Annotated in this window: 14 protein-coding genes; 8 read left to right on the plus strand and 6 right to left on the minus strand. The window is 62.1% G+C overall.

Annotated elements, in window-relative coordinates:
- Positions 1-28 precede the first annotated feature (28 nt).
- Together pta and BN1136_RS02285 are read right to left on the minus strand one after the other, a co-directional pair.
- Positions 29-2182 carry a phosphate acetyltransferase gene (gene pta / locus BN1136_RS02280; protein ID WP_043758167.1) on the minus strand — a complete coding sequence of 718 codons (2154 nt, stop codon included), beginning with the start codon at positions 2180-2182 and terminating at the stop codon, positions 29-31.
- Positions 2183-2252: 70 nt separating this feature from the next.
- Entirely contained in the window at positions 2253-3455 is a 1203-nt protein-coding gene (locus tag BN1136_RS02285; RefSeq protein ID WP_010673162.1) for an acetate kinase, read from the minus strand.
- Positions 3456-3756: 301 nt separating this feature from the next.
- Between BN1136_RS02285 and yfbV the strand changes: the two genes are divergently transcribed.
- Positions 3757-4197, plus strand: a complete 441-nt coding sequence (gene yfbV, locus BN1136_RS02290) for a terminus macrodomain insulation protein YfbV (protein ID WP_043758170.1) — start codon at positions 3757-3759, stop codon at positions 4195-4197.
- A gap of 61 nt (positions 4198-4258) precedes the next feature.
- Here yfbV and BN1136_RS02295 read toward each other — a convergent pair whose 3' ends face one another.
- The 3 genes from BN1136_RS02295 to BN1136_RS02305 form a co-directional block, all read right to left on the minus strand.
- Positions 4259-4759, minus strand: a complete 501-nt coding sequence (locus tag BN1136_RS02295; RefSeq protein WP_043758173.1) for a YfbU family protein — start codon at positions 4757-4759, stop codon at positions 4259-4261.
- A gap of 395 nt (positions 4760-5154) precedes the next feature.
- A complete protein-coding gene (gene bcp, locus BN1136_RS02300) occupies positions 5155-5634 on the minus strand; it encodes a thioredoxin-dependent thiol peroxidase (protein ID WP_043758177.1) in 480 nt (159 codons plus the stop codon).
- A gap of 17 nt (positions 5635-5651) precedes the next feature.
- Positions 5652-6185: a glycine cleavage system transcriptional repressor gene (locus BN1136_RS02305; protein ID WP_043758179.1), complete on the minus strand. Its 534-nt coding sequence runs from the start codon at positions 6183-6185 to the stop codon at positions 5652-5654.
- A gap of 201 nt (positions 6186-6386) precedes the next feature.
- On the opposite strand from BN1136_RS02305, the gene dapA reads away from it, so the two are divergent.
- The 3 genes from dapA to BN1136_RS02320 all read left to right on the plus strand — a co-directional run bounded on the left by dapA (position 6387) and on the right by BN1136_RS02320 (position 9657).
- Positions 6387-7274, plus strand: a complete 888-nt coding sequence (gene dapA, locus BN1136_RS02310) for a 4-hydroxy-tetrahydrodipicolinate synthase (RefSeq protein ID WP_043758181.1) — start codon at positions 6387-6389, stop codon at positions 7272-7274.
- Positions 7267-8385, plus strand: coding sequence for an outer membrane protein assembly factor BamC (gene bamC, locus BN1136_RS02315; RefSeq protein WP_043758184.1), 1119 nt, complete (start codon positions 7267-7269; stop codon positions 8383-8385). The genes dapA and bamC overlap by 8 nt, the downstream gene beginning before the upstream one ends.
- Positions 8386-8553: 168 nt before the next feature.
- On the plus strand, positions 8554-9657 hold the full coding sequence (locus BN1136_RS02320; RefSeq protein WP_043758187.1) for a phosphoribosylaminoimidazolesuccinocarboxamide synthase: 1104 nt from the start codon (positions 8554-8556) through the stop codon (positions 9655-9657).
- A 123-nt stretch (positions 9658-9780) separates the two neighbouring features.
- On the opposite strand, the gene BN1136_RS02325 is transcribed toward BN1136_RS02320, so the two are convergent.
- The gene (locus BN1136_RS02325) at positions 9781-10383 is read right to left on the minus strand and encodes a short chain dehydrogenase (protein WP_043758190.1); all 603 of its coding nucleotides are present in this window, start codon (positions 10381-10383) and stop codon (positions 9781-9783) included.
- 98 nt (positions 10384-10481) lie between these two features.
- On the opposite strand from BN1136_RS02325, the gene BN1136_RS02330 reads away from it, so the two are divergent.
- From BN1136_RS02330 to BN1136_RS02345, 4 genes are all read left to right on the plus strand, one after another.
- Positions 10482-11384 carry a LysR family transcriptional regulator gene (locus BN1136_RS02330; protein ID WP_043758192.1) on the plus strand — a complete coding sequence of 301 codons (903 nt, stop codon included), beginning with the start codon at positions 10482-10484 and terminating at the stop codon, positions 11382-11384.
- Between the two features lie 80 nt (positions 11385-11464).
- Positions 11465-12085, plus strand: coding sequence for a DUF2057 domain-containing protein (locus BN1136_RS02335; protein WP_043758196.1), 621 nt, complete (start codon positions 11465-11467; stop codon positions 12083-12085).
- A 71-nt stretch (positions 12086-12156) separates the two neighbouring features.
- Complete coding sequence (locus BN1136_RS02340) at positions 12157-12603, plus strand: HIT domain-containing protein (RefSeq protein WP_043758265.1); 447 nt, start codon at positions 12157-12159, stop codon at positions 12601-12603.
- 118 nt (positions 12604-12721) lie between these two features.
- Positions 12722-13414 carry a DUF3334 family protein gene (locus tag BN1136_RS02345; RefSeq protein WP_043758200.1) on the plus strand — a complete coding sequence of 231 codons (693 nt, stop codon included), beginning with the start codon at positions 12722-12724 and terminating at the stop codon, positions 13412-13414.
- Positions 13415-13450: the final 36 nt, after the last annotated feature.

The raw sequence follows: 13450 nt of genomic DNA on the forward strand, positions 1-13450 counted from the left end.
TTTTTCACTGGGTCAGACGACAGGCCGATTACTCGGCCTGGGCTGCCTGGATACCGGTCAGGGCGATGGTGTAGACGATGTCGTCCACCAGGGCGCCGCGGGAGAGGTCGTTGACCGGCTTGCGCATGCCTTGCAGCATGGGGCCGATGGAGACCAGCTCGGCGGAGCGCTGTACCGCCTTGTAGGTGGTGTTGCCGGTGTTCAGATCCGGGAACACGAACACGGTGGCCTTGCCGGCAACCGGAGAGTTTGGTGCCTTGGACTTGGCCACGTTCTCCATGATGGCCGCGTCGTACTGCAGCGGACCGTCGATGATGAGGTCGGGGCGCTTGGCCTTGGCCAGCTCGGTCGCTTCACGCACTTTCTCTACGTCGGCGCCGGCGCCGGAGGTGCCGGTGGAGTAGGAGATCATGGCCACACGCGGCTCGATGCCGAAGGCGGCAGCGGAGTCGGCGGACTGGATGGCGATCTCGGCCAGCTGCTCGGCGGTGGGGTCCGGGTTGATCGCGCAGTCACCGTAGACCAGCACCTGATCCGGCAGCAGCATGAAGAAGATGGAGGAGATCAGGGAAGAACCCGGAGCGGTCTTGATGATCTGCATCGGCGGACGGATGGTGTTGGCGGTGGTGTGCACCGCGCCGGATACCAGACCGTCGACTTCGTTGCGCTCCAGCATCATGGTACCCAGTACCACGTTGTCTTCCAGCTGCTCGCGGGCCACCACTTCGGTCATGCCCTTGTTCTTGCGCAGCTCGACCAGACGGGCCACGTAGCGCTCGCGCACGGCCACCGGATCGATGATCTCGACGCGGTCGGTCAGGATCACGCCTTGCTGCTCTGCGACGCGGCGGATCTCGTCCGGGTTGCCCAGCAGCACCGGACGGGCGATGCCACGCTCGGCACAGATGGCGGCGGCCTTGATGGTGCGCGGCTCTTCCCCTTCCGGCAGCACGACGCGCTTGTTGGCCTGACGGGCCAGCTCGGTCAGCTGATAACGGAAGGCCGGCGGGCTCAGGCGACGGGAGCGGGTGGACTTGGCGGAGAGAGACTCGATCCAGTGCTTGTCGATGTGGCCAGCCACATAGTCCTGCACCAGCTCGATACGCTCGCGGTCATCTTCCGGGATGTCGACGTTGAAGTTCTGCAGGCTGACGGCGGTCTGCCAGGTGTTGGTGCCGGTGATCATGATCGGCAGGCCGGTGGCCATGGCCTGTTGGCACAGGGCCATCACCTGGGGTTCCGGGTGATAGTTGCCGGTCAGCAGCAGGGCACCCAGCTTGACGCCGTTCATGGCGGACAGGCAAGCGGAGACGATGACGTCGGAACGGTCGCCGGAGGTGACCAGCAGGCTGCCCGGACGGAAGTGCTCGATCATGTTGTGGATGGAGCGGGCGCAGAAGGTCACGGTCTGCAGGCGGCGGCTCTCCAGCTCACCCTTGTTGATGATCTTGGCGGCCAGGTGCTTGGCGAGATCCTTGGCGCGGGGGGCGATCAGCTGGGTGTTCCAGGGGATGCAGCCCAGGATGCGCAGCGGGCTCTTGCCGAAGACCTGCAGCACTTCCAGGTTGTGGCCGGTGTCGGCGCCGTGGTGGTGCGCTTCGAACATCTCGGTCAGGTCGGGACGGGTCACGCCGTGCTCGTCAACCGGAGCGCCCACCTTGTTGATGACGCAGCCCACGATGCGCGGGTTGCTGACGCCACCGAAGTTGGAGCAGGCCAGCTCGATGCGCTCCTTGAGCTTCTGGCTGGAGTCGTTGCCCGGATGGGTCACGAACACCATGTCGGCGTCCAGCGCCTTGGCGACGTCGTAGTTCAGCTTGTTGGCAAAGGGTTGCTTGTCGGTCGGCACCAGGCCCTCGATCACCACCACTTCGGCACCGCTGCTCTTCACGTGCTCTTCGAAGCGGGCCACGATCTCTTCCAGCAGGATGTCGGTGTTGCTAGAGGTGATCATGTTCTCGGCGTAGGAGAGGGCGAACGGCTCGGGCGGGTTGATGTTGGCGGCGGCGCGGATCACGGCGGTGGAGCGCTCGGTACCGGTTTCACCTGGACGCGGCTGAGCGACCGGTTTGAAGAAGCTGACATTGACACCGTGACGTTCCATGGCGCGAACGACGCCAAGACTCACGGACGTTACGCCGACACCAGTGCCGACCGGGATGAGCATAATAGTGCGTGCCACTTATTACCCCTTGTTCATTTTTTGGGATCAGGAAAAGGCCGCCCTGGGGCGGCCTTGCTCTACAGCTAATTTATGCGCCGACCAGTTCCAGCGCGTCGTGGGCGATGACCCACTCTTCGTTGGTCGGGATAACCAGGGCCTTGGTGGAGCCAGCCTTGGTGATCTCGCCGCCCTTGCCGAAGCGTGCCTTCAGGTTGGCGTCGTGGTCGACGTCAAAGCCCAGCAGGCCCAGCTTGTTCAGGGTGATCTCACGGATCGGGGCGGAGTTCTCGCCGATGCCACCGGTGAAGACCACGGCATCCAGACGACCGTCCATGGCGGCGGCGTAGGCACCGATGTACTTGGCCAGACGGTAGCAGTACACGTCCATGGCGCGCTTGGCTTCTTCCTTGCTGTCGTAGTTGTCTTCAACGAAACGGCAGTCGGAGGTGACTTCGGTCAGACCCTGCAGGCCGGATTCCTTGGTCAGCATGGTGTTGATCTCGGCAACACTCATGCCCAGTTTGTCGTGCAGGAAGAAGATGATGGCCGGATCGATGTCACCGGAACGGGTACCCATCACCAGACCTTCCAGCGGGGTCAGGCCCATGGAGGTGTCGACGGACTGGCCGTTCTTGATGGCGCAGACGGAGCCGCCGTTGCCCAGGTGGCAGTTGATGATGTTGAGCTCTTCCACCGGCTTGTTCAGCTGCTTGGCGGCTTCCAGGCTGATGTAGTAGTGGCTGGTGCCGTGGGCGCCGTAGCGACGGATGCCGTTCTCTTTGTAGAGCTTGTACGGCAGGGCGTACAGGAAGGCTTCTTCCGGCATGGTCTGGTGGAAGGCGGTGTCGAACACGGCGACGTTCTTCTCGGCCAGTTCCGGGAAGACCTTCAGGGCGGCACGGATACCGATCAGGTGAGCCGGGTTGTGCAGCGGCGCGTAGGGGATGGCGGCTTCGATGCCGGCGATCACGTCGTCACAGATGCGCACGGAGGAGGTGAAGCGCTCGCCGCCGTGTACCACGCGGTGGCCGATGGCGATCAGGTTCTTGGACAGTTCGGGGTTGAGCGGCAGGATCTTGTGAACGATGAAGTCCAGCGCTTCCTGGTGAGCGGCACCGGCACCCAGATCGGCGTTGCCTTTCTCGCCGTTCAGCTTCCACTTGATGCGGGCATCGTCGAGGTTGAAGCATTCGGCCAGGCCGGACAGCAGGTCATCACCGGTGGTTGCGTCAATGACAGCAAACTTCAGGGACGAGCTGCCACAGTTAAGAACAAGAACCAGCTTACTCATGAATAAATCCTATCGCAGATTGGGTTGGGTTGGAGGATGCGCCGGACGCGGTGCGTCCAAAAACAATCAACTTATCCTTATGAGGGTTGGCAATCTGTTGCTTGCCCCTTGTATAGTGATACAAGACCCGAAACTCAGACGTCCCTGACTGGCCAGCGACCGTGCGCCAGCGTAAAAATGGGCGTACAAAGGATAACCTGATTGTTGAAAAATAACAAAGTCATCCTCAACCTTTGTTATTGCCTCTCAAATATTGTCGAGGTTTTGCCGTTAATGCGTTCGAAAAGAGCTCGGAGGTAGCATGAGCATGAACATTTTTGGAACTAAATTACAGCAAGGCCGTCATTATATGACTCTTTGGCCGCGCCGTCCCGAGCTTAATTCCATGTTCCCGGAGAATCGGGTGATCAGAGCCACCGAGTTCGCTCTCAAGGTGATCCCGGCGCTGGCGGTGCTCAGCGTGATGTTGCAGTTCCAGTTTGGCGAACAGCACTACTGGCCTTCCGTCATGACCTCCGTACTCTTCCTGCTCAGCCTGCCGTTGCAGGGCTACTACTGGCTGGGGCAGCGCGCCGACACCCGGCTGCCGCCTTCGCTGGCCAACTGGTACCGGGAGATCAACGGCAAGATGAACGAGCAGGGCGGCCAGCGCCAGCTGGTGGCCCATCCCCGCTATGAGGAACTGGCTGACACCCTCAACGCCGCCTTCAAGCAGCTGGACAAATCCTTCCTCTACGAGTGAGGCCCGTGGGCCTGCCAACCGGACAAAGGCGCCTCGCGGCGCCTTTTTGATGCCTGTCGTATCAGGCGGCCAGTATCTTGCCGATCTCCTGGATGGAGAGTTTGTACTGGCGGGGGCACTGACGCCAGACCGCCAGCATGCGCTGGTATTTGTCCCGCATGGCGATATCGCTGGAGAGCTCGTCGCAGGGGCAGGGCAGTTCGGGGAAGCGCTTGTCCACCTCCAGCAGGAAGCAGACATAATCCGCCAGCTCCCGCTCCTGGCTGCGGCTGTAGCCGTTGAAGGCCAGGCGGCTCTCGTTGACCTCGGCCCGGGCACCTGCATCGAGATTGCCCCAGGAGATGGCCAGCGCGTGGTGCATCTCCATGGTGTCCAGCACCTCCCGGCAGGTGGCGAGATCCAGGTGGCCGAAGCTCTTCTCCAGCTCGAGGATCTGCAGGCAGTAGCCGCGCTCGACTATGGTGCTGGCCCGCTGGTAAAACGCCGCCTTCTCCGGATTGAGTTTGGCCAGGATCTCGTACTGATTGCTCAGGATCAGGCGTTCGGTGTGGCTCATGTTCATGGGCTGTCTCACTGGAAAATGAATCTGGGGTCACGTTAACCCATATCCAGGATGAATTTTTTGATCTGGCAGGGGAGGTTGGCGAGAAAAACGGGGAAGAGGGGCCGCGCTGGCCTGCAAGCTCTGGTTAATTAAATACCGCCGACACAGCTTGCATTTTGTGCCGGGTCGGCAAGAATGGAGGCGTCATTCGGCTCATGCCAGATGACCCACCACCAAGGCACCCAACAGGGTGCAAGCAATCCTGATAAGTATCTCGCCGCAGCCCTTGGCTCGCAGGCGGGGCAGGCAGCTGCTTGCCCACCTTCCTATAAGAGTGGCCTCAGGCCATCGAAGCGTGACAACAAAGAGGGCCTGCAACAGCAGGCCCTCTTTGTTGTCAGAAGTGGCAGGAATCAGGCGCCCGCAGACTGGTTTTTCACCAGTTCGAGCACCACCTGGTGGTGATCACTGGTCTTGAACTTGTCGAAGCGATGGCTGATCTTGCCCTCCGGGTCTATGAGGAAGCTCAGGCGGTGGATGCCGTCATACTCCTTGCCCATGAATTTCTTCGGGCCCCAGACGCCGAAGGCATCGGCCACGGCGTGATCCTCGTCGGCCAGCAGGCGGAAGTTGAGGTTGTCGCGTTCCTCGAATTTCTTCAGGCGCTTGGCGCTGTCCGGGCTGATGCCGAGCACCACTACACCGAGGGCCGCCAGCTCGCTGTTGACGTCGCGCAGGCCGCAGGCCTGGGTGGTGCAGCCCGGGGTCATCGCCTTGGGATAGAAATAGACGAGCACCTTCTTGCCGCGCAGATCGGCAAGCCGTACCAGGTTGCCATCCTGATCGGAGAGGGAGAAGTCGGGGGCCTGGGTACCAGCTTCTAGTGGTGACATGGGGTCTCCAAACGCCGTCAGGCGTACTTGTGGTTGATGATGAATTCGAATGACTCGGCGCCCAGTTCGCGGCAGAAACCGGCGAAGGCGGCCTTGGAGCCGCTCTCGTCTCCCTGCTTGGCCAGGTTCAACTGGAAGTTGGCCTTGAGCAGGTTGAACGGCTGTTGTTCGAGAGTCATGGTCTGCATGGCCTGGATGTCCCAGCCGTGATCGCTGAAGAACTGGGTACACTGGCTTACGATGCCGGGCTGATCCCGGATCAGCACCTCGGCGCTGGCGCTGATGTCGTATTGCAGCGACTGGTGGCGCTCGGTGCGCTTCATCATGGTGATGAGATCCCACTCCTGACTGCGCAGGGGGAGGCTGATTTCGAGCTGCATCAGACTGTTCCAGTCACCGGACAGCAGCATGATGAAGGTGAATTCGTTGCCGAAGATGCCAAGACGGCTGTCGACAATGTTGCAACCGCAGCCACTGACGTGGCGGGTCACCTCATTGACGATGCCAGGCCTGTCCGTGCCGATGGCCGTTACGACCAGGTAGTGAGTCATAAATCGTCTCTCGTCCATTTATTGCGAATGCGGAGACAGCGAGCGTTGCTGGCGGGCATGACACCCTGCTCCGGGCCCTGTCCTGCCCTCGTGCATCCATACGTTTTGTGGCGGATGGTAACACGGCTTGTCCCTTGCCTCCCTTGTTTTTCAAAAGGGGCAGCTTTACCATTACGCCCCTGAAAATCGGGAGAATTATCCATGTTACGCGGTAGTATTGTTGCGCTCGTTACCCCCATGCTGGCCTCGGGTGACATCGATTGGAGCAGTCTGGCTGCACTGGTTGAATATCATGTCGATGCCGGCACCAGTGCCATCGTTGCGGTGGGCACGACGGGAGAGTCGGTCACCCTGAGCGAACAGGAACACATCGCCGTCGTCGAAAAGACGGTGGAGTATGCCGCAGGACGCATTCCGGTTATCGCAGGATGCGGTTCCAACAACACGGCCCACGCCATCGCCCTCTCCAGGCGTTTCGCCAGCACCGGCGTGGTGGCGGGTCTCTCGGTCACCCCCTATTACAACAAACCCACCCAGGAAGGCCTCTATCGTCACTATTGTGCGATCGCCGAGGCTAGTGGTCTGCCCCAAATTCTCTATAATGTGCCCGGTCGCACCTGCTGTGACCTCAAACCTGAGACGGTGGCCCGTCTGGCCAGGGTGCCCGGCATCATCGGTTTGAAAGAGGCGACCGGCGATCTGAGTCGCACCCCGCTGCTGCGCGAGCTGTGCGGGCCGGATTTTGCGCTTTATAGTGGCGATGATGCCAGCGGATGTGATTTTATGCTGCAGGGGGGCGACGGAGTGATTTCGGTCACCACCAATATTGCGGCGCCCCAGATGGCCGACATGTGTCGTGCTGCCCTGGCCGGTGATGCCGGGCAGGCTCATGACATCAACAATCGATTGATGCCGTTGCATCAGACTCTGTTCTGCGAACCGAGTCCCATCCCGGTGAAATGGGCCTGTGCCCGGCTGGGATTGATGGCGACGGCGACCTTGCGCCTGCCCCTGACCGACCTCACCCCAGAGGGAGAAGAGGCGATGGCGCGAGCACTGACGACTGCGGAGTTGATGGCGAGTGTTTAAAGCAAATGGAAAGGGAAATGCAGCGCGCCTGGTGCTGAGTGTCGCGACGGTGGCCGTGCTGGCCGCCTGTAGCTCGCCTCAGGATCGCAAGATGGCCAACCGTGGCTTCGAGTATGAAGAGAGCCGCCTCGAAGGCCGCGCCTTCCTTGTGCCCGCCGGGTTGAGTACCCCCGCCTTTAACAGCAATTTCGACATTCCCGCCCTGCCGGAGAGCAGCCGCGAGGGGGCCCTCGGCGCCAAGGTGGACGTGCGTCCGCCTGCCCAGCTGCTGACCGTGGTACCGGGTAGCCAGGTGGTGGCCAATGCCAGCGAACCCACAGTGGCCTTCTATGCCCTGAGCACCAGCCAGAGCGTCGAGCGCGACACCTGGGCCTTCCTGATGAACTTCCTGGCCGAACACAAGGTCACCACCGAGAGGCTGGATCAGCAGGCTGGAGTCTTGCAGACCGGCTGGTTCGACAACTCCGCCGTGCTTGATGGCTGGGCGGAAGAGGACGATGACTTCCAGATCCGCCAGCGCTACCAGTTCACCCTGCGCAACGACGAGCAGCGCCACGCCACCATGATGTCGGTACGGGTGCTGGATCACGAAGAGACCATCGATGGCGAGACCAGCACCGAGCTGACGCCGGCCGATGCCCAGCGCTACGCGACCCGCGCCCTGAACCAGTTTTCCCTCTATTACGACAAGCAGCTCAAGGCCCGGGAACAGCACAAGTCCAGCGATGGCATGGGGCTGCAGCTGGGGCTGGACAACAACGAGCTGAGCGCCTGGATTGCCGAGGGGTCGTTTGACCAGGTCTGGCGCCGCCTCAACCAGGTGCTGCCGGCCTACGGCTTCACCATCAAGGATACCCAGCAGTCCCTGGGCTGGATCGACGTCGAGTATGACGATCCGGGCAGCGAATTCTGGCAGGCCAAGGGTGCCGAACCGTTCAAGCTGGAGGAAGACAAGTACCGCTTCCAGCTCGGGGAGATGGCGGGGGGCAAGACCTCCATCACCCTGTTCGACAAGGACAAGAAGCCTGTCTCGTCTGGCGTCATCTCCCAGATGTACATCAGCCTGTCCGAGGCCTTTGCCAAGGGCTTGGCCGATCAGGGAACAAAATAAGCATGAAAACAGGGGCCTCGCGCCCCTGTTTTGTTATGCCCGACTCACCGCAGGGCCTGCATGTCGGGCCGACGGCAAGGAGCCTTCGGGCTTGATGATGAGAATCCCCCACAGACAGGGGCCTGTGCGCCTGTCTTACTAGTCCCACAACAGGAAGTGTTATTAGCCATGAGTCTTGCAGATCAAGTATTGGCGGTGAACGACGATTTGCCGATCCGTACCGATAAACCTGTCCATTCCGGCAAAGTGCGCAGCGTCTACTGGTTGACCCCCGCAGACAGTGCCCGACTCATCAAAGAGAAAGGCTATGATGTTCCGGCCGATACGCCGCTGGCCCTCATGGTGATCAGCGACCGTATCTCGGCCTTCGACTGCATCTGGCAAGGGGTGGACGGCCTGAACGGCGTCCCGGGCAAGGGCGCGGCGCTCAACGCCATCTCCAGCCACTGGTTCAAGCTGTTCAAGGAGAAGGGACTGGCGGACAGCCACATCCTGGACATCCCGCATCCCTTCGTCTGGATAGTGCAAAAGGCCCGTCCCGTGATGATCGAGGCCATCGCACGCCAGTACATCACCGGTTCCATGTGGCGTGCCTACAAGGATGGCGAGCGCGAGTTCTGCGGCATCACCCTGCCGGAAGGGCTCAAGAAGGATCAGAAGCTGCCCGAGATCCTCATCACCCCCTCCACCAAGGGGATCCTCAAGGGGCTGGACGGTGTGCCGGAAGCGGACGACGTCAACGTCTCCCGCAGCGACATCGCGCGTCACCACCAGGCGTTCGGCTTCCGCTCCCCGGCGGACATCGACCGCTACGAGGCGCTGCTCAAGGATGGTTTCAACGTCATCAGCGAGGCGCTGGCTGCGCTGGATCAGGTCTTCGTCGACACCAAGTTCGAGTTCGGTTACGTGACCGACGCCGCCGGCAACGAGAAGCTGATCTACATGGACGAAGTGGGCACCCCCGACAGTTCCCGCATCTGGGATGGCGCCGCCCTGCGTCATGGAGAGATCGTGGAGAAGTCCAAAGAGGGCTTCCGCCAGTGGCTGCTCAACCACTTCCCGGATCCGGACATCCTGCTCAACAAGAACCGCATGCCGGAGCGCTTCGCCCTGGCCCGGGACAACAAGCTGCCCACCGAGGTGATGATGGACATCTCCAACACCTATGTGGGGATCGCCGAGAAGATCATCGGTCAGCCGCTGGTACGCAGTGCCAATCCGAAGCAGGAGATCATCGAGGTGCTGCGCGAGCAGTACGGTCTGATCGACTGAGGCTGAGCCCTTTTTTTGCCGCCGGCGAACAAACGTTTGCCGGCGGCGGGCGAGGTGTTCTCAAAACGGATAAGGAAACGGGCCCCATGACGGGGCCCGTTTTCATTGGTGTGTCCGGTGAGTTCAGCCATTGACCCGGAAGATCTGGCCGGTCTGAACTCCCAGCACCGACTTCTTGTAGGCCTGGGCCACCCGGGCGGCGGGCACAGGAACGAAGCCCGGGAAGAAATCGCCGTATTTGCCCATGGACTCTTCCAGCACGGTGGGGCTCACCACGTTGATGCGCAGGCCCCGGGGCAGTTCGCAGGCGGCCGCCTTCACGAAGTGCTCGATGGCACCGTTGATGGTGGTGGCGCTCACCCCCCAGTTGATGGGGTCCTCGCTCAGGATGCCGCTGATGAGGGTGATGGAGCCCCGATCGCTCAAGTGGGGGATGGCGGCCCGGGTCAGGTTGATCTGACCCATCAGCTTGCTCTGGAGGCCCAGCTGCCACTGTTCGTCGCTCATCTCCGTCAGGGCATTGAAGGCGACGCTGCCGCTGGCGACCACCAGGGCGTCGAAGGTCCCGATCTGGTCGAACAGCGCCTGGATGGAGGCCTGGTCCCGCATGTCGACGGTCGCATCGCCCCGGCTGTGGCCGACCCGGATCACCTGGTGATCCTTGGCCAGCAGCTCGCTCACGGCGGAGCCTATGGTGCCGGAAGCACCCACAATCACAATTTTCATCTGCGTCACTCCTGGTTGGGATAGGTTGATGATAGCTGGATGAAAAGAGAGAAAAAGCGCTTATGATGAACCCATTGTTTCCATATTGGAGCTAATGGATGGACATCGCCCATCTGAGCAGTTTTTACGAGGTGGTGCGACGGGGCAGCTTCTCCGCCGCCGCCGATACCCTGGGGGTGAGCAAGGGGATGCTGAGCCGCCACGTCAGCGCCCTGGAGTCCTCCCTCAATGCCCAGTTGCTGCAGCGCACGACGCGCCGGCTGAGCCTGACCGAGGCGGGCAAGACCCTCTATCAGCAGGCGGGGGAGATCTTCGCGCTGGCCCGCCAGGCGGAGCAGGACATCCAGGCCCTGACCGAGGAGGACGGCGGCAGGCTGAGGTTCACCTGCCCGGTCAGCACGGGGGACAGCATGGTGAGCGATCTGCTTGCCCGCTTCGCCGAGCTCTGCCCCGGCGTCCAGGTGGAGCTCAACTTCACCAACGCCATGATCGACATGAGCCAGGGGGAGCATGACATCGCCCTGCGCGCCATGAGCCCCATCCCCGACAACCTGGTGGCGCTCTCCCTCGGGCAGTTGAAGGACGTGGTGGTGGCCAGCCCCGCCCTGCTGGCCCGGGAGGGGGTCCCCGCCACTCCCTATGAGCTGGGGGGGCGCCCCTGCCTGCTGCAGGGGCACAACCCGGACTGGGAGCAGTGGCACTTTCGCAAGGGGGAGGAGGAGGCGCGCATCCTGGTGCAAGGCAAGGTGCGGGCCAACCACTACAGCACCGTGCTGCAGCTGGCCCGGGCGGGCATGGGGTTTGCCAAGTGTCCCCTGATGGTGGTGGAGGCCAGCCTGGCGAGGGGGGAGCTGGTACCGGTGCTGGAGAGCTGGCAGACCGGGCTGCACCCGATCCATGTGCTGCACGCCCAGCAGCGGCGGGTGCCGCGCAAGATCCGGCTGTTCAAGCAGGTGCTGGCCCAGTGGTTCGCCGAGCGCCCCCACTACCTGCTGCGATGAGGTGAGCCAGGGGGCCGTTATTTTTCTGTCATATGGGGCTGCTACCCTGCGCCATCATCGCGAAAGGAGAGAGACAGGGAATGAAGCGTCATCAGGGTTGGGCTGGCGTTGCGCTGCTGTGCTGCGCCGGTGTGCAGGCCGAGGTCAGGGTAGCGGTGCCCAGGGATTTCCAGATCCTGGCGGTGAGTGCGGGCAAGGTGCAGGACGAGCAGCACGCGGTGCTGGCCGACGGTGTGCAGCAGTTGTTGGTGCGCTATGAGGGGGTGATCCCGAGCCGCAACAGCAGCGACAACGATCGCCAGATCCGCTCCGAGCCCCAGGTGCTTCGCTACGAGGCCAGCGGGCAGTCGGTGCGTCTGCAGGCCACCGTGCCCAGCGACGAGAAGGGGATGGAGCGCTACGCCAGTGCGCCGCCCCTGGCCCTGGTGGCCGGTGGGCAGCCCCTTGGCGTGCAGCAGGATGTGCTGGTGGTGCAGGGGATGCAGATAGGCATGGACTGGCATGCCAGGCTGATGGAGTACAACCGTGGCACGGGCGCTGCGGTGCTGGCCAGCGTGGCGCCCGTCACCCAGACTACCCCGATGCCCCAGGCAGCCACTGTCCCGGCCAGCGCCCTGGAAGGGCAGTTGCAGCAGCTCTTCCTGCAGGCGGACCCCGAGCTTCGCAAGCGCTTCATCGGCTGGGCTGTGCCCCGCCTTTAAGTTTGCCTCCCGTTGCAGTAACGTGGGCACTCTCATCCCCTGACGTGCCCATGTTGACCAGCGAGGCCCCCATGTTCGAATTGCATCCCCGCCTGCAGGCGGATACCCGTGTCCTCGGGGATCTGCCCCTCTGCCGCGTCCTGCTGGCCAGGGACAGCCAGTATCCCTGGCTTATCCTGGTGCCCAGGGTCGCCAACCTGCGGGAGATCCACCACCTGCCCCCTGCGCAGCAGCAGCAGCTGATGCAGGAGTCCTGCGCCGTTGCCACCCTGATGGAACAGGCGCTGAACCCGGACAAGATCAACGTGGCGGCCCTCGGCAATATGGTGCCCCAGCTGCACCTGCACCACGTCGCCCGCTTCGCTTCGGATGCCGCCTGGCCAGGTCCCATCTGGGGGGCTCACCCCGCCGTGCCCTATGAGACGCAAGCATTGCAAACCGCGGCCGATAACTGGCGAACCCGGTTGCTTCCCCTCGCTGGATTCCAGCCCTGGCCGGACGATAATTGCATCAAGTGAGAGGTGGCTCCCGCTTTGCGCATCGGGAGCATGCAATCTGTTAGCGTCTCGCGTCCGTGCGTGATGACATGGGCGGCCAGCGAGACAAGCCTATTTTTTCGATCAGCAGGAAGGTTCCATGATAGTGACAAGATCCGAGGATGATGCCGTATTGACCACAGAGGATGTGCTGCTGAGTCTGTGCAATTCGGTGACGAGCGTATTGAGTGCGGCGACCCAGACCCAGGTGCGCTTCTCCGGCATGGTGCAACGGATCAGCAAGACCTGCCTCAAGCCTGACATCGGCTGCTTCGTGCTGTTTGACGGCGGCTTCTCCGGCCTGGTGGTGATCAACTTCTCCGCCGCCGCGGCCATGGAGCTCTACGAGAGCTACATGCTGAGCATGGGGCTCTCCAAGGAGGATCTCGCCATCTCCCACACCTCGGACGAGGTGAGCAACGTCATGGGCGAGCTGATGAACCAGATCGTCGGCAGCTTCACCACCAAGGTGGGGCGCGAGTTGCAGACCCACATCACCCAGAATCAGCCCAAGATGCTGGCTCTGAACAAGCAGGTGATGCTGAGCGTGGACACCAACCTGGACAACCCCGAGACCCGCCGGGTCACTTTCTTCACCGCCAGCAACAACATCTTCTATCTGGAGCTGGCCATGGACAAGACGGAGTTCATCCGGATTCACGATGGCGGCGTGCAGGAGGAAGTCGATCCGGACGAGCTGATCGCCCAGGCCAAGCTGGCGGCCAAGCCGGCCCCGGCCGCCGCCCCGGCGAGCAACGAGCACGACGATCTGCTGGATTCCCTCGGCATCTGACCGCGCCGGCACAAGACATGAAAAAGGCCACCCAGA

The sequence above is a fragment of the Aeromonas taiwanensis genome (assembly GCF_000820165.1).
GTDB lineage: Bacteria > Pseudomonadota > Gammaproteobacteria > Enterobacterales > Aeromonadaceae > Aeromonas > Aeromonas taiwanensis.

Excerpts from the sequence above, each read along its gene's own strand:
- BN1136_RS02285 (WP_010673162.1), bottom strand. The coding sequence starts at position 3,455 with ATGAGTAAGCTGGTTCTTGTTCTTAACTGTGGCAGCTCGTCCCTGAAG.
- yfbV (WP_043758170.1), top strand. The coding sequence starts at position 3,757 with ATGAGCATGAACATTTTTGGAACTAAATTACAGCAAGGCCGTCATTAT.
- BN1136_RS02295 (WP_043758173.1), bottom strand. The coding sequence starts at position 4,759 with ATGAACATGAGCCACACCGAACGCCTGATCCTGAGCAATCAGTACGAG.
- bcp (WP_043758177.1), bottom strand. The coding sequence starts at position 5,634 with ATGTCACCACTAGAAGCTGGTACCCAGGCCCCCGACTTCTCCCTCTCC.
- BN1136_RS02305 (WP_043758179.1), bottom strand. The coding sequence starts at position 6,185 with ATGACTCACTACCTGGTCGTAACGGCCATCGGCACGGACAGGCCTGGC.
- dapA (WP_043758181.1), top strand. The coding sequence starts at position 6,387 with ATGTTACGCGGTAGTATTGTTGCGCTCGTTACCCCCATGCTGGCCTCG.
- BN1136_RS02320 (WP_043758187.1), top strand. The coding sequence starts at position 8,554 with ATGAGTCTTGCAGATCAAGTATTGGCGGTGAACGACGATTTGCCGATC.
- BN1136_RS02325 (WP_043758190.1), bottom strand. The coding sequence starts at position 10,383 with ATGAAAATTGTGATTGTGGGTGCTTCCGGCACCATAGGCTCCGCCGTG.
- BN1136_RS02330 (WP_043758192.1), top strand. The coding sequence starts at position 10,482 with ATGGACATCGCCCATCTGAGCAGTTTTTACGAGGTGGTGCGACGGGGC.
- BN1136_RS02335 (WP_043758196.1), top strand. The coding sequence starts at position 11,465 with ATGAAGCGTCATCAGGGTTGGGCTGGCGTTGCGCTGCTGTGCTGCGCC.
- BN1136_RS02340 (WP_043758265.1), top strand. The coding sequence starts at position 12,157 with ATGTTCGAATTGCATCCCCGCCTGCAGGCGGATACCCGTGTCCTCGGG.
- BN1136_RS02345 (WP_043758200.1), top strand. The coding sequence starts at position 12,722 with ATGATAGTGACAAGATCCGAGGATGATGCCGTATTGACCACAGAGGAT.